Origin of the sequence: Mycobacteroides chelonae (assembly GCF_016767715.1) — a bacterium.
Classification (GTDB): domain Bacteria; phylum Actinomycetota; class Actinomycetes; order Mycobacteriales; family Mycobacteriaceae; genus Mycobacterium; species Mycobacterium gwanakae.
Genome location: NZ_CP050145.1, coordinates 2,345,473 through 2,370,466 on the forward strand (window position 1 = coordinate 2,345,473; position 24,994 = coordinate 2,370,466).

The 24,994-nt window shown below is 64.4% G+C and carries 22 protein-coding genes and 1 tRNA gene; 12 read left to right on the forward strand and 11 right to left on the reverse strand.

Translation table 11 applies throughout. The features are described from left to right. Positions 1-21: 21 nt before the first annotated feature. Positions 22-1,020, reverse strand: coding sequence for a Gfo/Idh/MocA family protein (locus tag HBA99_RS11495; protein WP_070951022.1), 999 nt, complete (start codon positions 1,018-1,020; stop codon positions 22-24). Continuing rightward, positions 1,013-1,537 carry a ribonuclease FAU-1 family protein gene (locus HBA99_RS11500; protein WP_057968374.1) on the reverse strand — a complete coding sequence of 175 codons (525 nt, stop codon included), beginning with the start codon at positions 1,535-1,537 and terminating at the stop codon, positions 1,013-1,015. Before HBA99_RS11500 ends, HBA99_RS11495 begins: the two co-directional genes overlap by 8 nt. A gap of 65 nt (positions 1,538-1,602) precedes the next feature. On the opposite strand from HBA99_RS11500, the gene uvrB reads away from it, so the two are divergent. Beyond that, complete coding sequence (uvrB, locus tag HBA99_RS11505; RefSeq protein WP_057963966.1) at positions 1,603-3,762, forward strand: excinuclease ABC subunit UvrB; 2,160 nt, start codon at positions 1,603-1,605, stop codon at positions 3,760-3,762. Here the strand turns inward: uvrB and soxR are convergent, their stop codons facing one another. Further along, positions 3,763-4,215, reverse strand: a complete 453-nt coding sequence (gene soxR, locus HBA99_RS11510) for a redox-sensitive transcriptional activator SoxR (protein ID WP_057968375.1) — start codon at positions 4,213-4,215, stop codon at positions 3,763-3,765. It abuts the gene before it with no gap. Between the two features lie 46 nt (positions 4,216-4,261). Here soxR and HBA99_RS11515 point away from each other — a divergent pair, with 46 nt between their 5' ends. The 3 genes from HBA99_RS11515 (at position 4,262) to HBA99_RS11525 (ending at position 7,815) form a co-directional block, all read left to right on the forward strand. Next, a complete protein-coding gene (locus HBA99_RS11515; protein WP_070951021.1) occupies positions 4,262-5,710 on the forward strand; it encodes an MFS transporter in 1,449 nt (482 codons plus the stop codon). 13 nt (positions 5,711-5,723) lie between these two features. Next, positions 5,724-7,169 (forward strand): M20/M25/M40 family metallo-hydrolase, encoded by a 1,446-nt coding sequence (locus HBA99_RS11520; RefSeq protein WP_070924151.1) that lies wholly within the window; start codon positions 5,724-5,726, stop codon positions 7,167-7,169. 205 nt (positions 7,170-7,374) lie between these two features. Then, positions 7,375-7,815, forward strand: a complete 441-nt coding sequence (locus tag HBA99_RS11525) for a universal stress protein (protein ID WP_030098068.1) — start codon at positions 7,375-7,377, stop codon at positions 7,813-7,815. Positions 7,816-7,854: 39 nt separating this feature from the next. Here HBA99_RS11525 and HBA99_RS11530 read toward each other — a convergent pair whose 3' ends face one another. Then, entirely contained in the window at positions 7,855-8,532 is a 678-nt protein-coding gene (locus HBA99_RS11530) for an MBL fold metallo-hydrolase (RefSeq protein WP_070924152.1), read from the reverse strand. Between the two features lie 153 nt (positions 8,533-8,685). Between HBA99_RS11530 and uvrA the strand changes: the two genes are divergently transcribed. Beyond that, entirely contained in the window at positions 8,686-11,640 is a 2,955-nt protein-coding gene (gene uvrA / locus HBA99_RS11535; protein WP_070924153.1) for an excinuclease ABC subunit UvrA, read from the forward strand. A gap of 10 nt (positions 11,641-11,650) precedes the next feature. Then, complete coding sequence (locus tag HBA99_RS11540) at positions 11,651-13,132, forward strand: AMP-binding protein (RefSeq protein WP_070924179.1); 1,482 nt, start codon at positions 11,651-11,653, stop codon at positions 13,130-13,132. On the opposite strand, the gene HBA99_RS11545 is transcribed toward HBA99_RS11540, so the two are convergent. The 4 genes from HBA99_RS11545 to HBA99_RS11560 all read right to left on the reverse strand — a co-directional run bounded on the left by HBA99_RS11545 (position 13,104) and on the right by HBA99_RS11560 (position 18,587). Next, the gene (locus tag HBA99_RS11545; RefSeq protein ID WP_057963962.1) at positions 13,104-13,349 is read right to left on the reverse strand and encodes a hypothetical protein; all 246 of its coding nucleotides are present in this window, start codon (positions 13,347-13,349) and stop codon (positions 13,104-13,106) included. The genes HBA99_RS11540 and HBA99_RS11545 overlap by 29 nt on opposite strands. Positions 13,350-13,382: 33 nt before the next feature. Continuing rightward, positions 13,383-14,702: an alpha/beta hydrolase gene (locus HBA99_RS11550; RefSeq protein ID WP_070951020.1), complete on the reverse strand. Its 1,320-nt coding sequence runs from the start codon at positions 14,700-14,702 to the stop codon at positions 13,383-13,385. Positions 14,703-14,836: 134 nt separating this feature from the next. Then, the gene (gene lysX / locus HBA99_RS11555; protein ID WP_070952239.1) at positions 14,837-18,109 is read right to left on the reverse strand and encodes a bifunctional lysylphosphatidylglycerol synthetase/lysine--tRNA ligase LysX; all 3,273 of its coding nucleotides are present in this window, start codon (positions 18,107-18,109) and stop codon (positions 14,837-14,839) included. A gap of 118 nt (positions 18,110-18,227) precedes the next feature. Then, the gene (locus HBA99_RS11560; protein ID WP_057968380.1) at positions 18,228-18,587 is read right to left on the reverse strand and encodes a DUF1844 domain-containing protein; all 360 of its coding nucleotides are present in this window, start codon (positions 18,585-18,587) and stop codon (positions 18,228-18,230) included. Between the two features lie 285 nt (positions 18,588-18,872). Here HBA99_RS11560 and infC point away from each other — a divergent pair, with 285 nt between their 5' ends. The 6 genes from infC (at position 18,873) to HBA99_RS11590 (ending at position 22,147) form a co-directional block, all read left to right on the forward strand. Next, positions 18,873-19,487 (forward strand): translation initiation factor IF-3, encoded by a 615-nt coding sequence (infC, locus tag HBA99_RS11565; protein WP_075908808.1) that lies wholly within the window; start codon positions 18,873-18,875, stop codon positions 19,485-19,487. A gap of 51 nt (positions 19,488-19,538) precedes the next feature. Then, positions 19,539-19,733 carry a 50S ribosomal protein L35 gene (rpmI, locus tag HBA99_RS11570; RefSeq protein WP_030098059.1) on the forward strand — a complete coding sequence of 65 codons (195 nt, stop codon included), beginning with the start codon at positions 19,539-19,541 and terminating at the stop codon, positions 19,731-19,733. Between the two features lie 72 nt (positions 19,734-19,805). After that, a complete protein-coding gene (gene rplT / locus HBA99_RS11575; RefSeq protein ID WP_005088930.1) occupies positions 19,806-20,195 on the forward strand; it encodes a 50S ribosomal protein L20 in 390 nt (129 codons plus the stop codon). A gap of 32 nt (positions 20,196-20,227) precedes the next feature. Next, positions 20,228-20,980, forward strand: coding sequence for a TrmH family RNA methyltransferase (locus HBA99_RS11580; RefSeq protein ID WP_070924156.1), 753 nt, complete (start codon positions 20,228-20,230; stop codon positions 20,978-20,980). Between the two features lie 66 nt (positions 20,981-21,046). Further along, complete coding sequence (locus HBA99_RS11585) at positions 21,047-22,003, forward strand: oxidoreductase (protein WP_070924157.1); 957 nt, start codon at positions 21,047-21,049, stop codon at positions 22,001-22,003. A gap of 70 nt (positions 22,004-22,073) precedes the next feature. Then, positions 22,074-22,147 (forward strand) — tRNA-Cys (locus tag HBA99_RS11590). Between the two features lie 75 nt (positions 22,148-22,222). On the opposite strand, the gene HBA99_RS11595 is transcribed toward HBA99_RS11590, so the two are convergent. The 3 genes from HBA99_RS11595 to HBA99_RS11605 form a co-directional block, all read right to left on the reverse strand. Further along, a complete protein-coding gene (locus HBA99_RS11595) occupies positions 22,223-22,774 on the reverse strand; it encodes a hypothetical protein (protein WP_057968383.1) in 552 nt (183 codons plus the stop codon). 10 nt (positions 22,775-22,784) lie between these two features. Continuing rightward, positions 22,785-23,387 carry an MspA family porin gene (locus HBA99_RS11600; protein ID WP_044105784.1) on the reverse strand — a complete coding sequence of 201 codons (603 nt, stop codon included), beginning with the start codon at positions 23,385-23,387 and terminating at the stop codon, positions 22,785-22,787. A 482-nt stretch (positions 23,388-23,869) separates the two neighbouring features. After that, on the reverse strand, positions 23,870-24,985 hold the full coding sequence (locus tag HBA99_RS11605) for an oxygenase MpaB family protein (RefSeq protein ID WP_081342920.1): 1,116 nt from the start codon (positions 24,983-24,985) through the stop codon (positions 23,870-23,872). Between the last annotated feature and the right edge of the window lie 9 nt (positions 24,986-24,994).

Sequence of the window (24,994 nt, forward strand, 5' to 3'; positions counted from 1 at the left end):
CGAATGGCGACGACAACGTGATCAGTCCAGGTCAGCAGGGTCTTCGCGGTGATGCACCCCGAGCTGTTCGCACGCCGTGTTGAGCACCCGCTGTACGGCCAAGGTGTCGGCGAGGGGCATCACGGTGCTCTGCGCGCTGCCCTCGAGCAGGCATCCGGTGACCTCGGCCAGCTCGTGACTGTATCCGCCACCGACGGGCGGCTTCACTATCGACTCAGGGTCAGATCCCTTGCGGTGCAACACGATTTCGCGAGGGTGATGGAATCGGGGGAGGATATCGATCCAGCCCTCGGTGCCGAATATGCGCGCCTGGCCGGGAGTGTGATGTAGCAGTGAACACAGCAGCGTCGCGGTGCGTCCGTCGTCATAGCGCAGGAGCAGGCCGGCCTCGGCGTCAACCCCGGTGGGGAACAACGAACCATGTGCCACCACTGCGGCCGGATCGCCGAGGAAGTACTGGGCCAGCGAGACCACGTAGACACCGAGATCCAACAGCGCGCCGCCGCCCAGCGTCGGACTGAACAGCCTGTCGTCGGGATCGAACGGGCGGTCCACTCCCAGGTCCGCCTGGACCTGGCGGACCTCGCCGATGGCCCCGTCGTCGACAAGATTCTTGGCCGCGACGATCGCCGGCTGAAACCGGGTCCACATCGCCTCCATGGCAAAAACGCCACGCGCCCTTGCGATATCGATGATCTGCTGCGCTCCGGCCGCCGTCGCGGTGAAGGCCTTCTCGACCAAGATTGCCTTGCCCGCGGTGAGTGCGGCGATGGCGGCCTGTCGATGTTGGGGATGTGGGGTGGCGATGTACACGGCGTCCACATCGGGATCGGCGAGCAACTCCCGGTACGAGCCGAAGGCTCGCGGAATGCGATGTGTCTCCGCGAAGTCGCGGGCACGTTCGGCCGACCGCGAGGCAACGGCTATCAGCTCTGCTCCCGGTGTGAGTGGGAAATCGCGGGCCACGTTTCCCGCGATGCGGCCGGGGCCGATGATTCCCCAGCGAATGGTGTCAGGCATGCGTGTCTCCGTTCGGATCGTGCCAGGTCAGCGGCATTCCCGTGGCGCTCAACCACGCGTTCAGATCGTGACCGTGCCCGGCGAGGGCATCGATGGCAGTGGCTGCCCGGCGGATCGCGAGCTCGGATGCGGCAGCAGATAGCAACCCTGCTCTGTGCGCCTCGAGCAACTCGTCCACATCGGCTAGTTCGGTCTCGCGTCCGCAGCGCACCACGAGGTCAAGATAGTGGTCGACGGCCAGCCACTGCGACGGCCCGGGGACAAAGTCGCCGACGTCGAGGTAGAAATCCTGATCGCGCTCGTATCCCGGATTGAAATGGAAGATGTTCGCCCGCAGTCCCAACGCCGGGAGCAGCCAGGACTCCAAGTAGTGGAACTGCGCCCGACCGGGCGTTGGGCGCGCCATGAACAATCCCCAGGGCTCCACCCGGTACTCATCCACCGACCGCACGATTCCCTTGGGATCGGTGTTCGTCATGGCATCGAGGTCGAATATCTCGCGTTTGGGCGGGTGCACGCTGGTTTCCTGCTGCCTTCCTGTCGTCTCGGGTGAATGTCAGACCGTCGGCTTACTCTGGGCACATGGCTTTCGCAACAGAACACCCCATCGTTGCGCATTCCGAGTACCGCCCGGTCACGGACGTCTTGCGTACCGATGGGCGATTCGAGGTCGTCAGTCAGTATGAGCCCGCGGGCGATCAGCCGGGTGCCATCGCCGAGCTCGAGCGCAGAGTTCGGGCGGGGGAGAAGGACGTGGTGCTGCTGGGTGCCACGGGTACCGGCAAGTCGGCGACCACCGCCTGGCTCATCGAACGGCTGCAACGGCCGACGCTGGTGATGGCACCCAACAAGACGCTCGCCGCGCAGCTGGCCAACGAGCTTCGGGAAATGTTGCCGCACAACGCTGTCGAGTACTTCGTCTCGTACTACGACTATTACCAGCCGGAAGCCTATATCGCGCAGACCGATACGTACATCGAGAAGGACAGCTCTATCAATGACGACGTGGAGCGCCTGCGGCACTCCGCGACCTCCAACCTGCTGTCCCGGCGCGACGTCGTGGTGGTGGCCTCGGTGTCGTGCATCTACGGTCTGGGCACCCCGCAGTCGTATCTGGACCGTTCTGTGCAACTGGATGTGGGGCTCGAAGTGCCCCGGGACGCGCTGCTGCGACTGCTGGTCGACATGCAGTACAACCGCAACGACATGGCATTCACCCGTGGCACCTTCCGGGTCCGCGGCGACACTGTCGAGATCATTCCCTCGTATGAGGAGCTGGCGGTGCGCATCGAATTCTTCGGCGACGAGGTCGAGGCGCTCTACTATCTGCATCCGCTCACCGGAGATGTTGTACGGCAAGCTAATTCATTAAGAATCTTTCCGGCGACGCATTACGTGGCGGGGCCGGATCGGATGACGAAGGCCCTTGAGGGTGTCGAGCAGGAGCTCGAGGAAAGACTTGCCGAGTTGGAGGGCCAGGGCAAGCTGCTGGAAGCCCAGCGCCTGAGGATGCGGACCAATTACGACATCGAGATGATGCGCAACGTGGGCTTCTGCTCGGGGATCGAGAACTACTCGCGGCATATCGACGGGCGCGGGGCCGGCACCCCGCCATCGACGCTGCTCGACTACTTCCCCGACGATTTCCTGCTGGTCATCGACGAGTCGCATGTGACGGTTCCCCAAATCGGCGCCATGTACGAGGGGGATATGTCGCGTAAGAGGAATCTGGTGGATTTCGGCTTCCGGTTGCCGTCGGCTACCGACAACAGGCCACTCACCTGGGAAGAGTTCGCCGAGCGAATCGGGCAGACCGTGTATCTGTCTGCGACGCCCGGGAACTATGAGCGCAATGCCGCCGGCGGCGAGTTCGTGGAGCAGGTGATCCGGCCGACCGGCCTGGTGGATCCGAAGGTGGTCGTCAAACCCACCAAAGGCCAGATCGACGATCTGATCGCCTCAATCCGTCAACGCACTGAAGCCGATGAGCGGGTGCTCGTGACGACGTTGACGAAGAAAATGGCCGAGGATCTCACCGACTATCTGTTGGAGATGGGTATTCGGGTGCGTTACCTGCATTCGGAGGTGGACACCCTGCGGCGCGTCGAACTGCTGCGTCAGCTCCGGCTCGGCGAGTATGACGTCCTCGTCGGTATCAACCTCCTACGGGAAGGTCTGGACCTGCCCGAGGTGTCGCTGGTCGCCATTCTCGACGCCGACAAGGAAGGATTTCTGCGGTCCAGCAGGAGTCTGATTCAGACCATCGGCCGGGCCGCGCGCAACGTATCCGGCGAGGTGCACATGTACGCGGACACCATGACGGACTCGATGAAAGAGGCCATCGATGAGACCGATCGCCGACGCGCCAAGCAGATCGCATACAACGAGGCGAACGGGATAGACCCACAACCGCTGCGCAAGAAGATCGCTGACATCCTGGACCAGGTGTACCGCGAAGCCGAAGACACCGAGGAAGTGGCGGTAGGTGGATCGGGCCGCAACGCGAGTCGCGGCAGGCGCGCGCAGGGTGAGCCGGGACGCGCGGTCAGTGCCGGAGTGTTCGAGGGGCGCGATACCAAGAGCATGCCTCGGGCCGAGTTGGCCGATCTGATCAAGGACATGACCGAGCAGATGATGGCGGCGGCACGCGATCTGCAGTTCGAGTTGGCGGCACGATTCCGTGACGAGATCGCCGATCTGAAGAAGGAATTACGCGGTATGGACGCCGCGGGCCTGAAGTAATCAGCCCGGATCGGCGAGCAGGAGTGCGCCGGTCGACCCGTCCTCGGCGAGGACGTCGGCAGGATTGAACAGCGTGCATTTGGTCATGGACAGGCATCCGCAGCCGATGCATCCGGTGAGCTTCTCCTGCATGTCCGCGATGGCGTTCTTGCGCTCTTCCAGATGCGAATGCCACTGGCGCGAGATTCGTTGCCAGTCACGAGTACTCGGCGCCCGGTCGTCGGGCAGGCTCGACAGCACCTCGGCGACTTCCGACAGGGGGATGCCGAACCCGGTTGCGACCCGGATCAGCGAGATTCGGCGCAACGCGTGACGCCGGAACACCCGTGCGTTGCCGGATGTGCGTTCGGCGGGAATCAGGCCGATATCGGCGTAGTAACGCACGGCGGATACCGCGATTCCGGAGCGCCTGGCCACCTCGCCTATCGGCAACAGCTCGGCCTTGTCCTTCATCACCTCTCCTTGATCTCAAGTGCACTTTAGCTCATAGCGTGTCGTCATGACTCACGATCAGGCGACCGGCAGCTGGCGGGATCTGTTGTGCGGGCGGCAACTCGGCATCGTCACGGTGCTGGCCGGTGGGGTGGCGCTGTACGCCACCAACGTGTATCTCACCACCAGTCTGTTGCCGAGCGCCGTCGCTGACATCGGTGGGGAACGTTTCTACGCATGGGTGACAACGCTGTATTTGATCGCTTCGGTCAGTGCCGCGACGGTGGTGAGTTCGCTTCTTGGCCGGGCCGGCCCCCGGGGCGCGTACCTTCTGGCGTTCGGCGCGTTCGCGGTCGGCACCCTCGTGTGTGCGGTGGCACCGGCAATGCAGGTCATGCTCGCCGGGCGCGTGATCCAGGGGGCGGCCGGCGGACTGCTTGCAGGGTTGGCCTATGCGGTCATCAATCTTTCTCTGCCGCAACGGTTATGGACGCGCGCCTCGGCGCTCACATCGGCAATGTGGGGTGTTGGGACCTTCGTGGGCCCCGCGGCCGGCGGGCTGTTCGCGCAGTTCGGGCTGTGGCGGTGGGCATTCGTATCGTTGACGCTGGTCACCCTGGGCATCGCTGCGATGGTGCCCTCGGTGTTGCCCCGGACGGATAGTGCGAATGTCGCGGCTACCGGGCGTGGTGCTCCGCTGCGGTCGCTGCTCATCCTCACGGCGGCGGCCGCTTTGGTGGCCGTGGCCGGGCTCCAGTCCTCGATGCCCGCCATGGTGGGGTTGATCGCCGCAGCAGCTCCTCTGGTGATCCTGTTCGTCGTACTCGACCGTCGTGCCACCGCATGGGTACTGCCCAAAGCGGTCTTCGCCGGCAATCCACTCAAGTGGATCTATCTGACGATCGCGGTGCTGGCGGCGGCCTCCATGGTGGAGACATTCATTCCGTTCTTTGGTCAGCGCCTCGGGCACCTGATCCCTGTCGCTGCGGGATTCCTGGGGGCCACCTTGGCATTCGGATGGACCGTTGGCGAAATGATCAGCGCATCGGCCACGGCGCGGACCATCGCACGTGTGGTGACGATCGCTCCCGTCGTGGTTGCGGCGGGACTTGTCCTGGCCGGTGCGTTACAGCGCGACGGTGCCGGAGCCCTGGAGATCGCGTTATGGGCACTCGGTTTCGCGGTGACGGGAGCCGGTATCGGCATGGCGTGGCCGCACTTGGCGTCTGCGGCGATGTCGATGTCTTCCGATTCGGGCGAAAGCGCAGCGGCCGCAGCCGCCATCAGCACCGTGCAGCTGATAGCCGGAGCCTTCGGCGCCGGGTTGGCGGGGGTGCTCGTCAATCTCGGCGGGTCGGACACGCACGGGGCCCACCTGCTGTACCTGGGGTTCGCCGCGATCGTGCTATCGGGTGTCGCGGTGTCCTCCAGAGTGTTTCGCGCCGCTGCCGGACCCGGGCGAGGAGTCGACATGACGAACACGGCGCGGGAGAGCGCGGTAAGAGCCCCCACGTAGGTGTCCCGGGTGTATGAACGGAACCATGCATCGGATTTTCGCCCTCGTGGCCGCCGTGCTCGCACTCACTTCCTGCGGGACGACACAGAACCAGGGCTCGCCGGCAACGAGCGCTCCCTCCAGCACCGACGATCGTGCCGCGTTTCGAGACTTGTACCGGGAGTTGATCGAGACCAACACGACCGCATCGCAGGGGAGTTGCACCGAGGCCGCGCAGAAGATGGCCGATCGTCTCAAGTCCGCCGGATACGGCGACAAGGACCTGGTGCTGTTCAGTCCGCCGGATCATCCCAAGGACGGTGGATTGGTCGCCACACTGGCCGGAGCCGACGCGAATGCCAAGCCCATTCTGCTGCTGGCGCATATCGACGTTGTCGAAGCCAAACGCGAGGACTGGAAGCGTGATCCGTTCACCCTCGCCGAGGAGAACGGATACTTCTACGCCCGCGGTGCCGAGGACGACAAGGCCATGGCCGCGATCTTCGTGGACAGTCTCATTCGATACCGTGCCGAGAACTTCGTGCCCAAACGCCCCATCCGGATCGCCTTGACCTGTGGTGAAGAAGGTGGCGGGCAGGTCAACGGTGCTGAGTGGCTGCACCAAAACCGGCCGGAACTCGTCGACGCCGAATTCGTCGTCAACGAGGGCGCCGGCGGCGACCTCGACGAACAGAACAAACCCATCCTGCTGGAGATCCAGGCGGGTCAGAAGATCTACCAGGACTTCACCCTTGAAGTCACCGACGAGGGCGGACACAGCAGCCAGCCCCGACCGTTCAATGCGATACAGGATCTCGGAGCCGGTCTGAACCGGCTGGCCACCGCGCCATTCCCGGTTCAGCTCAACGATGTGACCCGGGCATATTTCACGGCGCAGGCTCCGCTGCAGCCGGGTGAAGTGGGTCAGGCGATGTCGGCAATCGTCGCCAATCCGCACGATCAGGCGGCGGCGTCGGTGCTGTCCCGGAATCCGCTGTACAACGCGATGCTGCGCACCACCTGTGTCCCTACGAAAATTGAAGGGGGACACGCCAACAATGCGCTGCCGCAACGCGCCACCGCGAATGTGAACTGCCGCATATTGCCCGACGGGAGCGCCGCCGCGGTGCAAGAGAGCATTGTCAAGGCGGTCAACGATCCCAAGGTCACCGTGAAGCCCGCCAAGGAGTTCCGCACCAACGTCGCCACCGTCCCACCGTTGACTCCGCAGATCATCGACCCCATCAAGGCCGTGGCCGGATCCATGTGGCCCGGAGTGCCGCTGGTACCGACCATGTCGACCGGAGCAACCGATGCCATCTACTTCGGGAAGACCCCGGTGTATGGACTCAGCGGCATATTTGCCCAGCCGGGGGAGACCCACGCGCATGGCCTGGACGAACGAATCCAGGTGAAATCCCTGTACGACGGACGGGCATTCCTCTACCAAGTCATCAAGCTCTACTCGAACGGTGCGTGACTTTTACTCGAACGGCGGTGAACTCGCGGCGTAATGGCGCGTGACGGTCCTCATAGCGGTATTGAGGCGCAGGCCATACCTGCGCGCGCAGCCCGCAAGAGAAAATCATCCGCATAGCCCGACACAATCAGCCAAATGACGCATGGCCGGGGCCCTTCCCGGCTAATCTCGTCTGGCCTGGTCAAACGGAACTGGAGGACCTTTCATGAGTGCATACAGCACTGTCGTTGTCGGTACCGACGGATCGGATTCGTCGTACCGGGCGGTCGACCGCGCTGGAGCCATCGCGGGCGCTGCCGGTGCCAAGCTCATCGTCGCGACCGCGTACTTCCCGGAGAACAACCCCCACTCGGCCGATGTCCTCAAGGAGGACGCGTACAAGGTCACCGGCAAGGCACCCGTCTACGACATCCTGCGCACCGCCCGCGAGCGCGCAGCAGCGGCGGGCGCGACGAGCGTCGAAGAGCGCTCTATCGAGGGAGCGCCAGTGGATGCGCTGCTGGATCTGGTGGTGGATTCCAAGGCTGATCTGCTGGTCGTCGGCAATGTCGGTCTGAACACCATTGCCGGACGCCTGCTGGGGTCGGTTCCTTCGGACGTCGCACGCCGCTCCAAGTGCGACGTGCTGATCGTTCACACCACCTAGACCTAGAGATCTAGACCGACGAGCGCGAACGGGGCCGGCTCACCAGCCTCGTTCGCGCCATTCGCCGAGCGATCCGCGCTCGGCGCCCAACGTGGTGTCGTCACCATGTCCGGGGTACACAACCGTGGAGTCGGGGTAGGCGCCGAAGAGGCGCTCGCCGACATCGTCGAGCAGCTGGTCGAAGTCCTCGGGGCTGAAGGTCTTTCCGACACCACCCGGGAACAGTGAATCCCCGGTGAAGAGGTGCGTCACGCCGTCGGCGGTGAACGCCACGGCCACCGAGCCCGGAGTGTGTCCGCGCAGGTGGATCACGTCGAAATGCAGGTCACCGATGTCGAAGCTGTCGCCCCCGGCCAGCAGCGTCGTGGGCGGTACCGGAAGCGGTCCGGCATCCAAATCATGCGCGGCACTGCGAGATTCGGTCTTCTGGACGATCGCCTCGAGCGCCTGCCAGTGATCGAAATGCTGATGCGTGGTGACAATCAGCTCGATATCCGGGGCGTTCTCGTCCAGCAGGGCGGCCAACCGCTCGGCATCGTTGGCCGCGTCGATCAGCAACGACTTGCCGGTGTTGGTGCACGTGACGATGTATGCGTTGTTATCCATCGGCCCCACCGAGGCCTTGATGATGGTCGCGCCGCTCACGGTGCGACGAGCAACCCCAGTGCCCGGCTCGAGATGGCCGGAGTAGTCGTCGTCGATGGTGATGGAGGTCATGGTTTCACCGTAGTGGCCCCCAGTGGCGGGGAGGTTGTCGGTGCCTCGTCCTAGCATGGAGTCGACGACTCAGTCGGCTCCGGTTCCAGATGGGGATACGGCCGCTGAGCTATGCGAAAACACCTGCTCATGGGGCAGTGTGGAAGGAGACAGGTGGCCGACCGTCTGATCGTGCGGGGCGCGCGTGAGCACAACCTGCGCGGTATCGACCTTGACCTACCCCGAGACAGCCTCATCGTCTTCACGGGCCTCTCCGGATCCGGGAAGTCCAGTCTGGCCTTTGACACCATCTTTGCCGAGGGGCAGCGCAGGTACGTCGAATCGCTGTCCGCGTACGCCCGCCAATTCCTGGGGCAGATGGACAAGCCCGATGTTGATTTCATCGAGGGGTTGTCGCCTGCGGTATCGATCGACCAGAAATCCACCAACCGCAACCCCCGGTCCACGGTGGGCACCATCACCGAGGTCTACGACTACCTGCGTCTGTTGTATGCGCGGGCCGGGACCCCACACTGCCCGGTGTGCGGGGAGAAGATCGCCAAGCAAACCCCGCAGCAGATCGTGGATCAGGTGCTGGATATGGAGGATGGCCTGCGGTTCCAGGTGCTCGCTCCCGTGGTCCGCACGCGCAAGGGCGAGTTCGTCGACCTCTTCGAGCAGCTGAACTCGCAGGGTTACAGCCGCATTCGGGTTGACGGCGTGGTGCATTCGCTCACCGACCCGCCCAAGCTCAAGAAGCAGGAGAAGCACGACATCGAGGTGGTCATCGACCGTCTCGCCGTCAAGGCCAGCTCCAAGCAGCGACTGACGGACTCGGTGGAGACTGCGCTGCGCCTCGCCGACGGCATCGTCGTGCTCGAGTTCGTCGACGCCGAGGAAGATTCGCCGCACCGTGAGCGCAGGTTCTCCGAGAAGCTCGCGTGCCCAAACGGTCACCCGCTGGCAGTGGATGATCTTGAACCGCGGTCGTTTTCGTTCAACTCGCCCTACGGCGCCTGCCCCGAGTGCACCGGTCTGGGAATCAAGAAGGAGGTCGACCCCGATCTGGTGGTCCCCGACCCGGATATGACACTTGCCGAGGGCGCCATCGCACCCTGGTCTATGGGCCAGAACGCCGACTACTTCGTCCGGCTCATGGCGGGGTTGGGCGATGCCCTCGGGTTCGATGTGGACACCCCCTGGAAGAAGCTTCCCGCCGCCGCGAAGAAGGCGATCCTGGACGGCTCGTCCGAACAGGTGCATGTCCGGTACAAGAACCGGTACGGCCGCACCCGGTCGTACTACGCCGAGTTCGAAGGCGTACTGGCCTTTCTGCAACGCCGCATGGAGCAGACCGAGTCCGAATGGGCCAAGGAGCGCTACGAAGGCTTCATGCGGGACATCCCGTGTCCCGTGTGCGACGGAACCCGGCTCAAGCCGGAGATCCTCTCCGTGACGTTGACCGCGGGGGAGCACGGCACCAAATCGATCGCGCAGGTCTGTGACCTGTCGATCGCCGAGTGCGCTCAGTTCCTCAACACACTGACCCTCGGGCACCGTGAGCAAGCCATCGCGGGACAGGTACTCAAGGAAGTCCAGTTCCGGCTCGGGTTCCTCCTGGACGTGGGCTTGCAGTATCTGTCGTTGTCGCGGGCGGCGGGCACGCTCTCCGGTGGTGAGGCTCAGCGCATCCGGCTGGCCACTCAGATCGGCTCCGGTCTGGTAGGTGTGCTCTATGTGCTGGACGAGCCGTCTATCGGTCTGCATCAGCGCGATAATCGCCGACTCATCGAGACACTTACGCGGCTAAGGGATCTCGGTAATACGCTGATCGTCGTCGAGCACGACGAGGACACCATCAAACACGCAGACTGGGTTGTCGACATCGGGCCTGCGGCGGGGGAGCACGGCGGCCAGGTGGTGCACAGCGGCACCTACGCCGAGCTGCTGAAAAACAAGCACTCCGTCACGGGCTCGTATCTTTCTGGGGCGGCGAGCATTCCGCTGCCACCTATGCGCCGGTCGATCGATGCCAAGCGTCAGGTCACCGTGGTCGGTGCGCGCGAGCACAACCTCAAGGACATCGACGTCTCCTTCCCGCTCGGGGTATTGACCTCGGTCACCGGAGTATCGGGCTCGGGAAAGTCGACACTGGTCAACGACATCCTCGCTACGGTGTTGGCCAACAAGCTCAACGGTGCACGGCAGGTTCCCGGCCGGCATACCCGCGTGACCGGCCTGGATCAGGTGGACAAGCTAGTGCGGGTGGATCAGTCGCCTATCGGGCGCACACCGCGCTCCAATCCGGCCACCTACACCGGGGTGTTCGACAAGATCCGCACGTTGTTCGCGGCCACCACCGAGGCCAAGGTGCGCGGTTATCAACCCGGCCGTTTCTCGTTCAACGTCAAGGGCGGGCGCTGTGAGGCATGCACGGGCGACGGCACCATCAAGATCGAGATGAACTTCCTTCCGGACGTATACGTGCCGTGCGAGGTGTGTCATGGCGCGCGCTACAACCGGGAGACGCTCGAGGTCCACTACAAGGGCAAGACCATCGCGCAGGTGCTGGACATGCCCATCGAGGAGGCCGCCGAGTTCTTCGAGCCCATCACCTCCATCCACCGGTATCTGAACACGCTGGTGGAGGTTGGTCTGGGCTACGTGCGTCTGGGGCAGCCGGCTCCGACACTGTCCGGAGGCGAGGCGCAGCGCGTCAAGCTGGCTGCCGAGCTGCAGAAGCGCTCAACGGGCAAGACCGTCTATATCCTCGACGAGCCCACCACAGGGCTGCATTTCGAGGACATCCGCAAGCTGCTCACTGTGATCAACGGCTTGGTCGACAAGGGCAACACCGTGATCGTGATCGAGCACAACCTCGATGTCATCAAGACATCGGACTGGATCATCGACATGGGCCCCGAAGGCGGATCGGGCGGCGGTTCCGTGGTGGCGCAGGGCGCTCCCGAAGTGGTGGCGCAGACCGCGGGCAGCCACACCGGTGAGTTCCTCGCGGACATGTTGCCCAAGCCCCAACGCAACGGCAAGACCCCCGCGAAGGCTCCGGCGAAGAGTGCCGGAAAGCCGCCCGCCAAACCGCGGACCAGGAAGGTTGTCACGCCGGTCTAGGGTGGCATTCATGACTGACGAGGTAGTTGGTGAACCGTTCGTTCGTATCCTCGCCAACCTCGCGGAATCGGCACCCGATGCACCGGCGATCACCTGCGGTACCGAGGTGGTCACCAGGGCCGAACTGGAGCGGCGTGCCATCGCCTTGGCGCACGCCTATCAGCGGCTGGGTGTGCAGCAGGGTGACCTCGTCACCATAGGGTTGCCGAACTCGGTGGAGTTCTTCGCGGCTCAAATCGCAGTGTGGAAGCTCGGCGCCACCCCACAACCGGTGTCCTGGCGGCTGCCGCTGGCCGAACGTCGGGCAATCGTCGAGCTGGCCGACTCGGCGCTCGTGGTCGGAGTCGATCCGGCCGATCATCCGGATCGAGTCTGTGTCCCAGCAGGATTCGAGCCCACGGCCGAAGACCGCGCCGCAGGCCCCTTACCTGAGGTGGTGTCGCCGGCCTGGAAGGCGCCCACGTCGGGAGGCAGCACCGGCCGGCCCAAGATCATCCTGGCCCCCAGCCCCGCCGCCATCACCGGCCCTGCCGCGGGAGAGATCATGGGCATGCAGTCGGGAGATGTTCAGCTCGTCGCCGGACCGCTGTATCACAATGCGCCGCTGATGTTTTCGTCGTACGGGCTGCTACTCGGGCATCATCTGATCGTGCAGCCGAAATTCGACGCCCTACAGGCTCTCGAACTGATCGACAAGCACAAGGTCACCTGGTTGCAGGTGGTTCCCACCATGATGTCGCGAATATTGCGTGAGGTCCGCCAGCATCCCGGCCAATTCGACCTATCCAGCATCCGGGTGCTGTGGCACATGGCCGCCCCGTGTCCGGTGTGGCTGAAACAAGCGTGGATCGACCTGCTGGGCCCCGAGGTGATTTGGGAACTGTACGCGGGCACCGAGGCCATCGGCGGCACCATCATCACCGGCCCGGAGTGGTTGGCCCATCGTGGCTCCGTCGGCAAGCCCGCGCTGGGTGAGCTGGCGATTCTCGATGAGGAAGGAAACCCGGTGCCCTCGGGCGAGGTGGGGGAGATCTTCATGCGCCCGTGGGAAGGCATGCCCAAGCCCTACAAGTACCTTGGCGCCGAGATCAAGCGGTTCGGAACATGGGAATCCATCGGCGATCTCGGCTGGCTCGATGACGACGGCTACCTCTACATGAGCGACCGGCGTACCGACCTGATCGTGACGGGTGGGGCCAATGTCTTCCCCGCCGAAGTCGAGTCCGTCATGAACGGTTACCCCGGAGTGATCGACAGTGTCGTCGTTGGCCTGCCCGATGACGACCTCGGACAGACCGTGCACGCGGTCGTGCATGCCGAGCGCAATGTGACCGAAGATCAGCTGCGCGACTATCTGTTCGACCAGATCGTCCTCTACAAGGTCCCGCGCACCATCGAGTTCGTCGCCGAGCCGCTGCGTGAGGATTCAGGCAAGGTCCGGCGCAGCCTCGTCCGCGAGCAGGCTATTGCTCGTCGGGCCGCGACGGGCTAGCTTCCTCGCGCATCGACCTGCGGATCTCCTCGATCCGATCGGCGGCGGCCCGGCTTCTGGCCTCGAACTGCTCCTCCAGTGCACGGCCCTCTTCGCTTTCGGCATCCAGCTCGGCGGACCCGGCGGCGGTGCCGGATCGGGTTTCGATCTTCTCGCGCACCGACTCGAACGTCGGCACACCGTTGTCGGTGTATCCCGGATCAGGCGTATCGGACATAGCGCCCGACGCTACTCCGCCCGCACACAGCGGTTAGCGCGGCAATGGCACATCGGGCACCATGGGCGTGCCGATGCGGCCCGCCATCCAGGGCAGCGCCGACGTGAACGCCGTCTGCGCGAACGGCCACTTGTGTTCACCGGGCTTGTGCTGCACCGTGCACGAGATTCCCTGTGCCGCACCGAGCTCGCATAGCCGATGCGCGGCGCGGTCCTGATCGCTGAGTGGCACCGTCGCTGCCGCTCCCGGCACCGCGCCCGCGCTGGTGATCGCCCCGGATCCGGCGCGGTGCATCCCATTGACGTCGAACCATCCGGAGGTGTTCGTGTACGGCCCATTGCGCGACATCACCGTCGCCGGGTCGAACTGCTCCCATGCCGCGGCGTCACCGCCGAAAAGACGAGCAATGGTCTGCGCCTTGTTCCCGGTGTTCGGCGACATATCGCCGGCGATGTCCTCGAAGGCGCTGAACAGTTCGGGGTGTTTGACCGCAAGCGTCACCGCGCAGGTGCCACCCATCGACCAGCCGACCACACCCCAGTTCTGCGGCCGCGGGCTCACGCCAAAGCGTGACACCATAAACGGGACAACGTCCTTCGTGAGATGGTCGGCGGAGTTACCGCGCGGGCCGTTCACGCATTCGGTGTCGTTGTTGAACGAGCCACCCGCGTCCACGAACACCATGACGGGAGCGTTTCCGCCGTGCTGGCCGGCGAAGGCGTCCGCCACCTCGACGGCGTTGCCGCTGCGGATCCAGTCGCTCGGGGTGTTGAACTCGCCGCCGATCATCATGATCGTCGGCAACTGGGTGCGGGTCGAATCAAACCATGCCGGAGGTAGGTAGACGATCTCCTGGCGATGGCGAAATCCACTGGCGTCGGCCGGGATATCCACCGGCACGAGCTTGCCTTTGGTCATCGTCGGCCCTCGGCGCTCTGCGCGGGCAGCGGTCACCGTGGCCATATCGGCCTGGTTGGGTAGCGGGCCCGCGGTCAGCTGCGCCCACCCGGACTGGACGCTGCGCACATATCCGGTCCATTGATTCAGCATCAGTGACCCGGAGAGGACCGCCAGCGGTACCGCGGTGACCGCGACCGCGCGACGCCACCAGCGTGCCGTGCGCCAGCCCACCACCAGGACCGTGGCGGCCACACCGGTGAGCGCGATCCATACCCACAGCATCAGCGGAGCCGGATTGCCCCTGTCTGCCCAGCCCTCGGACTGGATGTACCAGTAGGCCCACGCGGCGAGGGAGCCACCGACGGCCACGGCAACGGGCAACCAGCGCCGAAACCACCCACCGGTGCGCAGCCCTATCGCGATGACGAGCGCAAAACCGGCAATGACCTGCATGGAGACGGGGAAGCTCCCATGTAACAACGAGATGTCATGACCGGACACGCACCCATGATGGCCTAGATACCTGTGAATTGTCTGTCAGGTTTTAGACGAATCCGGGTACGGAATCCGAACAGATTCACTGTGCGTTACCGGGGTTTGGCCAGCGGGAACGGCAGCGTCTCGCGGATGCTGCGCCCCGTGATGAGCATGACCACACGGTCGACTCCCATGCCCATACCGCCGGTGGGCGCCATGGCGTATTCCATCGCGCGCAGGAAGTCCTCGTCGAGTTCCATGGCCTCGGCGTCGCCGCCCGCCGCCAGAAGTGACTGCTCGTACAGGCGGCGACGCTGCTCCACCGGGTCGGTCAACTCGGTATAGGCGGTGCCGAGCTCGACACCCCAGGCCACCAGATCCCACCGCTCGGCCAGCCCGACGGTGGTCCGGTGTGGCCGGGTCAGGGGCGACACCGAGACCGGGAAGTCACTGTAGAAGGTGGGTGTGGTGGTGTGCTTCTCGACGAGCTGCTCGTAGAGCTCCAGCGCCAGATGCCCGGCGTCCCATCGCGGATTGAACTGCACCTCCGCCGATCGGCAGAATCGTTGCAGCGTAGGAACTTCCGTTGTCGCATCGATCTGTTCGCCGAGGGCTCGAGACACGGCCTCGTGCAGCGGGATGATGGGCCATTCGCCACTGATGTCCACGGGGGCCAGCTTCCCGTCGGCGCCGTCCTCGCGGGGCCGCATCACCACTTCACTGCCGTGCGCTGCCTTGGCGGCGTTTTGGATCAGCCGTTGGGTCGTCTTGGCCCAGGTCAGATAATCGGCGTGCGCCTGATACGCCTCCAGCAGCGTGAATTCGGGGTTGTGGCTGAAGTCCACGCCCTCATTGCGGAAGGCCCGGCCGAGTTCGAAGACCCGCTCCACGCCACCGACGCAGAGTCGCTTGAGATAAAGCTCGGGTGCGATACGCAGATAGAGGTCCAAGTTGTACGCGTTGATATGTGTCAGGAAGGGACGCGCGTTGGCTCCGCCGTGCACCTGTTGCAAGATCGGCGTCTCGACCTCTAAAAATTCTTGTGATAGCAAGGTGTTACGCAGCGAGGTGATGATGGCGCTGCGCGCCGCGATCTGGTCGCGGGCCTCTGGATTGATAGCCAGATCAAGGTATCGAGCGCGCACCCGGGCCTCAGGGTCAGTGAGACCCTTGCGCTTATCGGGCAGTGGATGCAGGCATTTACCGATGATTCGCCACGATCGCACCAGCACGGACCGGGTGCCGTTGTGCGACTGACCCATGACACCGCTGGCCTCGACCAGGTCGCCGAGGTCGATGGCGGCGGTGAACTCTTCATGCAGCAGGGAATCGTCGATGAGCAGCTGCACCTCTGCCGACCAGTCGCGCAGCTGCGCGAAAAGCACACCGCCGTAGTCGCGGATGCGCAGCAGGCGACCGCTGATCACGACCTCGGTACCGTCGGTGGCGGCCAGGGCTTCCGCGACGGTGTGGCTGGGCGGTGAGCCGGCCGGGTATGCGTCGATTCCCCGCTCCTGCAGGGCCGCAAGCTTGCCGAGCCGCACCTTGACTTGCTCCGGCACTCTCTGCAGTGCCGTGGACTGCGGTGGCAGATCGGGGGCGGTGCCGTCGTGGTGCAGCAGTCCGGTGGCCACGATGGACTGTGGCACCGCACTGTATTGACCGGTATGCCGTGGCTTGTCCCGATTGCCGAACGGCAAGACCAGGAATCCCTCGGCGATCACCGAGGCGATGCCGATCCGGGGGATGAGCCGGGCATCCTCGTAGCAGGCGAACCGTGGCACCCATTCCGGCTGATACTTCACGTTCGAGCGGTACAACTGCTCGAACTGCCAGAACCGTGAGGCGAACATCAACACCGAGCGCCACAGCCGGAGCACCGGGCCCGCCCCGATACGGGAGCCGTCCGCGTAGACCGAGCGGAACATCACGAAGTTGAGAGAGACCCGGGTGATTCCCATGGCCTCTGCCCGAGTGAGCAGCTCGGTAACCATGAATTCTATTGTGCCGTTGGGTGATTGACGCGAACGGCGCATCAATTCGAGGGATACCCCGTTGGCGCCCCAGGGCACCAGCGACAGCATGGCGACGGGGTTGTCGTCGGAGTCGACCGCTTCCACCAGAAGGCAGTCGCCGTCGGTGGAATCACCCAACCGCCCCAGGGCCATGGAGAATCCGCGTTCGGTGTTGCCGTCACGCCACAAGTCGGCGTTGGTGATGATCTGCTTCGCCTCGTCCGGCGACAATTCGCGATGGCGGCGGATACGCACCGACAATCCCGAGCGCCGGGCGCGGTTGACGGCCTGGCGGACCGCCGCCATGTGCGGACCCGATATCGAGAACGACCGCGGGTACAGGATCGCCTCGTCGCCGAGTTCCAGCGCGTTCAGGCCGTGCTCCCGGTAGGCGAGCGCGCCCTCGGCGCTCGCACCCATCACTGCCGGTGCCCAGCCGTATGCCTGGCACACCTGCAGCCATGCGGCAATGGCCTGGCTCCACGCCGTTTTGTCCCCGATGGGGTCCGCGCTGACCAGGCAGACGCCCACCTCTACGCGATAGGTCACGGCTGCCCGGCCATTGGGCGCGAAGATGACGGCCTTGTCGCGACGGGTCGCGAAGTATCCGAGAGAGTCGTCCTGCCCATAACGCTCGAGCAGACCGCGGATCAGCGATTCGTCGTCACCGGTCAACGCGTTGACCGCGCGCTGAGAGCGGAACAAAACGACGGCGGCGGACATCAGCGCCAGCGCTCCGAACAGGCCGAAGAGCCAGTTCAAGAAGAGATGAGGGTGGCCGTCGAAGTACTCATGACCGGCAAGCGAGAAACCGGCCACGCGGTTGAGCGCCCACCAGAAACGGTCGGAGCGGGCCAGCGAGCCCGGGAACATCTCGGTGAGGGCCCAGGCGACGAGCGTTCCCAGCGCCAAACCGCCGATGAGTACGGCGACAGCTTTGAGCGTCGCGCCGCGACGGACCTTCGCATAGAACTCGTGACGCGCCAGGATCAGCAGGACGATCGTGCCGCCGTGGAGCACCAGTCCGAGGATCTCTACGGCGTCGCGGTGCTGGATGAGACCACCGATATTGAGGGCCGACAGCACCGTCAGGTTGATCAGCAGAATCCACCACGCGATGCTCTTGCGCACTGCCAGGGCCGCCGCCAGCAGCGACAGCACGAAGGCCCACGCGAGGCTGGTATCGGGCCAGTCGAACAGATACTCGTCGATAAAGGCACGAGGAACCTGTGTCAGGTGCCGGATGATCGGCGAGATGCTCGACAGGAAGATCATCGCCGCGAAAACCCCGACCAGCCATCCGAAGAAGGTCGGTACCCAGTGCAGTTTCGAGGTAGATGAGGGAATTGGCTTGGGGGTCTTGCCGATTCCCGGGGCGGCTAGTGGCGGTGAAGCGCGAACCTCGGACGATGAGCGGCCTGCGCGAAGAGAATCAGACAACGTCACCTAGCGAGGATAGGCCGTGTAGCTGGCAGTTTACTGATGCTCAGCGCAAGTACTTCTCGCCAGGACCCTGACCGGGTTCGTCCGGAATGGCGCTGGCTTCCCGGAAAGCCTTCTGCAGACTCTGCAATCCGTCGCGGATCGGCGCAGCGTGCGGACCCAAGTACTCCACGGAAGCGGCGACCAGACCGGCCAGGGCCGTGATGAGCCGGCGCGCCTCGTCCAGATCGCGATGCGGGCTTTCGTCCGGATCGGGAGAGGACAGACCCAGCTTCTCGGCGCTGGAGCTCATCAGCATCACAATGGCCTTGGTGATCACCTCGATCGCCGGAATGTCGGCAAGCTCGCGGACATCCGCGGTCGTGGACTGGTCGTGATCATCGTGGTCAAGGTCATCGGTCACGGCTGCTAGACTGTCATGTGCGACCGTTCCCGGCTCCGTCGGGGACATCAAGTGGAGTCCCGCTCCCACCGCTGGCCAACAAGGTACAGCGGTCCGGTCCAGCCACCCCTGGGTGGTTGTTCTGCATATGCAGGACGGCGTGTGCCGTCGTGACCGGTCGGCTTCGGGCCCTGCCATGTGCAGGGCTTTTCTGTTCGTAACGAGCAGAGTGCTGATGGACCCGCTTTTGTCCCCGTCGAACCGCGTTGCGGTCACGACAGATAGAGGACGAGCCAGGGAGGCCACATCAGCACTGAGACCCGCATCAACGAACGCATCCGCGTACCCGAAGTCCGCTTGATCGGCCCGAAAGGCGAACAGGTCGGCATCGTGCGGATCGAAGATGCGCTGCGCGTCGCCGCAGACGCCGATCTCGACCTTGTCGAGGTAGCCCCAGATGCCAGGCCTCCGGTCTGCAAAATCATGGACTACGGCAAGTTCAAGTACGAGACGGCTCTGAAGGAGCGCGAGTCTCGCAAGAACCAGCAGCAGACCGTCGTCAAAGAACAAAAGCTTCGGCCGAAGATCGATGATCACGACTACGAAACCAAGAAGGGCCACGTTGTGCGCTTCCTGGAAGCCGGATCAAAGGTCAAGGTGACGATCATGTTCCGCGGACGCGAGCAGTCACGGCCCGAACTGGGCTACCGACTGTTGCAGCGGCTCGGCGCGGACGTCGCCGAGTACGGCTTCGTGGAGACCTCCGCGAAGCAGGACGGCCGCAACATGACGATGGTGCTGGCGCCGCACCGGGGTGCGAAGACCCGGGCCAAGGCAGCTCAGCAGGCAGAGGCTCCTGCAGGGCCGGCCCCAGCCCAGGCGGCCCCGCCGGCCGAGCAAGCGCCCACCGAACAGCCGTAATACCTAAGTACCGACACAACCGAGAACCCGTGAAGAATAAGGACTACCAAGATGCCTAAGGCCAAGACCCACAGCGGTGCGTCGAAGCGCTTCCGCACCACTGGAAGCGGAAAGATCGTGCGCCAGAAGGCGAACCGTCGCCACCTGCTGGAGCACAAGCCCACCACCCGCACCCGCCGTCTCGACGGCCGCGCCGTGGTAGCGGAGAACGACACCAAGCGCGTCAAGAAGATGCTGACCGGCTAGCGGCCGCGTTCACGATCACCCCCGTACACAGCACCACACTGCATCACTAGAAATCACTAATAAGGAATACTTATGGCACGCGTGAAAAGGGCCGTCAACGCCCAGAAGAAGCGCCGGACAATCCTGAAGGCCTCCAAGGGCTACCGCGGTCAGCGGTCGCGCCTGTACCGGAAGGCCAAGGAGCAGCAGCTGCACTCGCTGACCTACGCATACCGGGACCGTCGCGCTCGCAAGGGTGAGTTCCGCAAGCTGTGGATCGCGCGTATCAACGCTGCGGCTCGCGCCAACGACATCACCTACAACCGCTTCATCCAGGGTCTGAAGATCGCTGGCGTCGAGGTTGACCGTAAGAACCTCGCCGAGCTGGCCGTCAGCGATGCTGGCGCGTTCACCGCGCTGGTTGAGGTCGCCAAGGCCGCGCTGCCTGAGGATGTCAACGCTCCGGCCGGGGAAGCCGCCTGAGCGACTCGGCTCTGACTGAGCGGTCACAGACAGTGATCGACGCGGTCAAACTGCACCGGCCCGCCGCCCGTCGGCGGGCCGGTCTTTTTCTGGCAGAAGGTCCCAACCTGGTCGAGGCCGCGCTGCGGTCCGGCGCGGTAGAACGCGTCTTCGCGACCGAGGCCGCGACCGAGCGATTCGCCGGCCTGTTGGTTGACGCTCCTGTCCGTCTGGTGACCGAACGGGCCGCCAAAGCACTGTCCGACACCGTGACTCCCGTTGGGCTGGTGGCCGAATGTCGTTCGATCGCGGCACAGTGGTCTCAGGTCGCGGCCGATTCGCCACGATTTGTCGTTGTCGCCGTTGATGTTTCGGAGCCAGGCAATGCGGGCACTCTGATCAGGGTCGCCGATGCGATGGGCGCCGATGCCGTCGTGCTGGCAGGCAACAGTGTTGACCCCTTCAACGGCAAGAGCCTGCGGGCTTCGGCGGGCAGCGTTTTCAACGTCCCGGTCGTCCCTGCCGGAGACGCCGCGGTGGTCGCCGAGAACTTCACCGCGCGCGGTGGGGCAGTGCTGGCCACCACCCTTGATGGCGAGCTGTCGCTCGATGACGCCGATCCGGTGCTTGCCGGGCCCTGTGCCTGGATCTTCGGCAACGAGGCGCACGGACTCGACAGCGCGACGGCAGCCCTGGCCACACATCGGATCAACATCCCGATGCGTGGGGGAGCCGAGAGCCTCAACCTGGCCAGCGCCGCGTCGATTTGCCTCTACGCCACGGCGCGGATGCATCGCGGTCAATAGCCTCCAGTACTATCCGACAAAGCCGTAACGACGAGTACTAGTAACTTCCATGGATCGAGGAACCTAATGCCCGCACCCCTGCAGATCAGGCACTTTCGTGAGTCGGATGTTCCCGACCAGACCGGTAAGACACATGTCATCACCGGTGCGAACAATGGCCTGGGTCTCGTCGCCGCCGAGGCGCTGGCCCGCGCCGGCGCCCGCGTCGTGCTGGCCTGCCGCAACCAGGAGACCGGACGGGCGGCGCTGGATAAGGTGCGCGCGCTCGGACCGAAGGCCGACCACGCGCTCGTGGAGCTCGACCTCACCAGCCTGGTCTCCGTGCGCTCTGCCGCGGACGCGATCCGCACCCAGGCGCCCAAGATCGACGTGTTGCTCAACAATGCGGGTCTGATGGCAATCCCACTGCGGCGCACCGCCGAAGGGTTCGAGACGCAGATCGGCGTCAACCATCTCGGCCACTTCGTGCTGACCGATGCGCTCTTGCCCGCCTTGCTCGCGGCCGACGCACCACGAGTCATCTCGCTGGGCAGCATCGCGCATGCGCAGGGACGCAACAACCTGGACGTCGACGACCTGAACTTCACTCGGCGCCCGTACAACCGGCTGACCGCCTACCGGGCTTCGAAACTTGCATGCATGCTCTTCGGCTCGGAGCTGGCCCGCAAGGCGGCAGCAGCCGGATCCCCACTGTTGTCCGTCAACGTGCACCCGGGCGTGGCCGCCACCAACCTGTTCGATTCCATGATCCCGAATCTGCCCGGCCTGCAGAAGGCCTTCTACTTCGGCATGGGTCTAGTGCTCCAGGACGAGCGTCAGGGCGCCGAGGGCGAGCTGTACGCGGCGACGATGCCCGATGTGCAGCCCGACGATTACCTCGGGCCCACGCAGCTGCAAGGTATGCGCGGTCCGGTGAAACGTGCTCCGCGCAATAAAGAGGCCCGGGATCCGCAGCTGGCCGCCCGGTTGTGGGAGAAGTCGGTAGAACTCACCGGCGCGGACTACTCCGGCCTCGCCGGCTAGCCCGCACTGGGATCAGCCTGAGTCCAACGCTCGTGTCGCGCATCGTGGTTCGGCATCATCGGTGCTCGACGCGGGTGTGGCTGAGAGGCTAGGCACCGGCCTGCAAAGCCGTTCACACGGGTTCGAGTCCCGTCACTCGCTCCATGTCGTCACACGACGCCGAAAATGGGCCCCCTGTTCGACAGGGGGCCCATTTTCGGTATTGCGGCAGGACTGAGATCAGCCGGCGGGTTCTTCCGCGGGCTTCGGGGGTTGACCATCGGGGGACTCCAGAACCGGAGGCGTCGGAGCACCCGGCATCACGGTCGGGGCGGCCGCCTCGACCGCGGCCGCACTCTGCGGCGGTGCCCCGTGTGGATCCTCCAGTGCGGGGTTCTCGTTCCCGGCGCCGAACTGCACACCGGTGGTGCTGGCCGGGGCGGCCGGTGTCGTGCCCCCCTGGATGCCGTACCGGGTGCTGGACGAGGTCAAGACGTTGGCCGGGTGGGCGGCGTTACCCAGCTTGCTGCCGGGCAGACCGGCAGCACCCGCCGCGGGATCGGCATTGGCGGCGATCTTCACACCGCGCGCGTCGACCGTGGCCGGCGCGACCGCTGGGAAGTTGTTGTAGATGTACGTATAACTTCCCGGGGTTGCGGGCAATGGCGCGGGTACGCCGGGTACGAAGGGGATACCCGGCGGGTCGGCGGCGGCCGTAGGGGCGGCGAGCCCACCCAGGGCCAGGGCCCCCGCCACTCCGGCCACCGTGACAACGATCTTTCGTTTCGGCACGAGAACCTCCCTAGATCTTCATCGGGTCGCCGTAGATGGCGAACTCAGTATGCGCCGAAGCGGTCGAGATCCGCAGATAGACATAGGAGCGAATGGTGACATCGCCGCCGCACGCATCGGCCTTGATGTGGAGGTTGTCGACGTCCAGCATGGCCTTGCCGCTATCGCTCAGGGCCATATTGGCCAGGGGGAGATCGGTGATGACACCGGGCTGCAAGATGGTCTGCACAAACCCGGCGAGGCCGCCGGAACCGCCGACGGACGGCCCGCCGCTGTAGCCCACAGACCCCGCGAGGCCGCCGGTGCCACCGATCTGCAGACCGCTGGAAACGTCTGTCTGGCAACCTAACTGGTATCCGGCGATGAACAAGCTATCCGTGATGGGCGCCGATCCGCCGGTGGCGATCGCGGTCGCATCGAAGGTCACGAACGCTTCCCGCGAGTTGGAGGCCTCGGCCAGGTTGGGTACGGAGTTGATGGTCTCGTGATCGATCCGGATCATCAAAGTCCACCCGTCGCGGCTCACCTTGGTATAGGTCTGTGGCGCCATGGTGACGGGATCGGCGTGGGCCGGAGCCGTTGCCAAGGTACAGATCGCGGTGACCAACGCCATGACGGCGCCCACTCGCTTACGTACTGCCATCTGAATGCCTCGTTTCCCCTTGCGGATGTAAATGGTGGTGAACCTGTACCTGAGTTTGGGAGCTACTGCGGCGCCGTCGATTACCGGTCGGAGTGATGAATCCGTTATCTGAGCTGACGGAAAGATACGCCTGCGCAAACCCTGCCGCTGATCAAAACTCACAGGTGGCTCACAGGAATCGCCTTGTGGGACAAGGCGGCTCACTAACGGCTTCTGCTCGCCGTGAGTTGATGGAGTTTTGCTGGATGCTGGCAACCTACAAAAGACACGTTGTCCGAATAGGTTGGTGTGCTGGGCTAATCGCCTGGTGAACACCATGTGTCGGTACGTCCACCGCAGGGTAAACCCGTTGTCCGGACGATCCTGTTTCGTCTATCAGACGACAGGAATTGCAACCCGAAAAATGTGGCCTACGCCATAGTGCCGCCCTGTAAAAGCTGCGTAAACAGCTGTTACGCGACCTCGCGGCGGCCCCGGAGCGCCCACGGCGGCGACGCCAATGAGAAGGCGGAGTGCAGTAGCTTGCCAGCACGGGAGGTCAGGGACCTCGTCTCGGTCGATGGCGGTACGTAATGCATGGGCAGCCCGCGTCTATCCCTGGGCGGAGCGGTGATCTTGGGTGCCTCGACCAACGGCGCGTCCGCGGGCAGGCGGCCCTGAGCGCGCTTGTACGCCGACACGGCGCGTGGATGCAGGCGGATGTCGTCGGGCAATGGACTGAATGCCAACTGCACTGCTTTTCCGAACACTCGCAGGAGTACCTCATCGCCAGGAGTCCAGCGCATTCCGGCCTTCTCGCGCACCGAGGAACTGAACACCCCGGCGGCCACCCAGTTCTGAAATGCGCGGGCCGGTGCCCACATCTGCTGCCAGAGGAAGTCCGGTAGCAGTACGTACTTCGGTTTGGGGATCTGAATGTGGAAGACGTCCATCGTCGCGCGATTGATCTCCAGTTCTTCGTCGCAGACCCGCGTCCAGTACTGCTGGAACTCCTCCCAGGAGTTGGGCACGGGCCGCATGCTCATGCCGTACATCCGATACCACTGGACATGCTCGGCAAACAGCTGCCGTTTCTCGGCCTCGGTGAGGCCTCCGCAGAAGTATTCGGCGGTGTTGATGATGAGCATGAAGAAGGTGGCGTGGGCCCAGTAGAAGGTTTCGGGATTCAGTGCGTGGTAGCGACGCCCCTTGCTGTCGACGCCCTTGATGGTGTCGTGATAGCCCCGAATCTGGCGCCCGGTGTCCGCGGCGCGATCACCGTCGTAGACCACGCCCATGATGGGAAAGACCGAGCGCGTCACGCGCTGCAGGGGCTCACGCAACAGGATCGAGTGATCCTGGACTCCGGCGCCCAATTCCGGATACATGTTCTGGATTGATCCGATCCACACGCCAAGGAGTCCGGTCCGCAGATCCGCAAAGTACTTCCATGTCAGCGAATCTGGGCCCAACGGTTGCGGTGGGCCGTCCAGATCGACTTCATGCCGTGGTTCGGCCGCGGGCCTCACGCGCGACGGGCCTTTGCAAGTGGATCGCCGAGCGCGGCGATCAGCAGTGGCGGATGTCATCGTTGACCC

What these genes read in the sequence shown, in the direction of transcription:
- HBA99_RS11495 (WP_070951022.1), bottom strand. Translation starts at nt 1,020, where the DNA reads ATGCCTGACACCATTCGCTGGGGAATCATCGGCCCCGGCCGCATCGCG.
- uvrB (WP_057963966.1), top strand. Translation starts at nt 1,603, where the DNA reads ATGGCTTTCGCAACAGAACACCCCATCGTTGCGCATTCCGAGTACCGC.
- soxR (WP_057968375.1), bottom strand. Translation starts at nt 4,215, where the DNA reads ATGAAGGACAAGGCCGAGCTGTTGCCGATAGGCGAGGTGGCCAGGCGC.
- HBA99_RS11515 (WP_070951021.1), top strand. Translation starts at nt 4,262, where the DNA reads ATGACTCACGATCAGGCGACCGGCAGCTGGCGGGATCTGTTGTGCGGG.
- HBA99_RS11520 (WP_070924151.1), top strand. Translation starts at nt 5,724, where the DNA reads ATGAACGGAACCATGCATCGGATTTTCGCCCTCGTGGCCGCCGTGCTC.
- HBA99_RS11525 (WP_030098068.1), top strand. Translation starts at nt 7,375, where the DNA reads ATGAGTGCATACAGCACTGTCGTTGTCGGTACCGACGGATCGGATTCG.
- HBA99_RS11530 (WP_070924152.1), bottom strand. Translation starts at nt 8,532, where the DNA reads ATGACCTCCATCACCATCGACGACGACTACTCCGGCCATCTCGAGCCG.
- HBA99_RS11540 (WP_070924179.1), top strand. Translation starts at nt 11,651, where the DNA reads ATGACTGACGAGGTAGTTGGTGAACCGTTCGTTCGTATCCTCGCCAAC.
- HBA99_RS11545 (WP_057963962.1), bottom strand. Translation starts at nt 13,349, where the DNA reads ATGTCCGATACGCCTGATCCGGGATACACCGACAACGGTGTGCCGACG.
- HBA99_RS11550 (WP_070951020.1), bottom strand. Translation starts at nt 14,702, where the DNA reads ATGCAGGTCATTGCCGGTTTTGCGCTCGTCATCGCGATAGGGCTGCGC.
- rpmI (WP_030098059.1), top strand. Translation starts at nt 19,539, where the DNA reads ATGCCTAAGGCCAAGACCCACAGCGGTGCGTCGAAGCGCTTCCGCACC.
- rplT (WP_005088930.1), top strand. Translation starts at nt 19,806, where the DNA reads ATGGCACGCGTGAAAAGGGCCGTCAACGCCCAGAAGAAGCGCCGGACA.
- HBA99_RS11585 (WP_070924157.1), top strand. Translation starts at nt 21,047, where the DNA reads ATGCCCGCACCCCTGCAGATCAGGCACTTTCGTGAGTCGGATGTTCCC.
- HBA99_RS11600 (WP_044105784.1), bottom strand. Translation starts at nt 23,387, where the DNA reads ATGGCGTTGGTCACCGCGATCTGTACCTTGGCAACGGCTCCGGCCCAC.
- HBA99_RS11605 (WP_081342920.1), bottom strand. Translation starts at nt 24,985, where the DNA reads ATGACATCCGCCACTGCTGATCGCCGCGCTCGGCGATCCACTTGCAAA.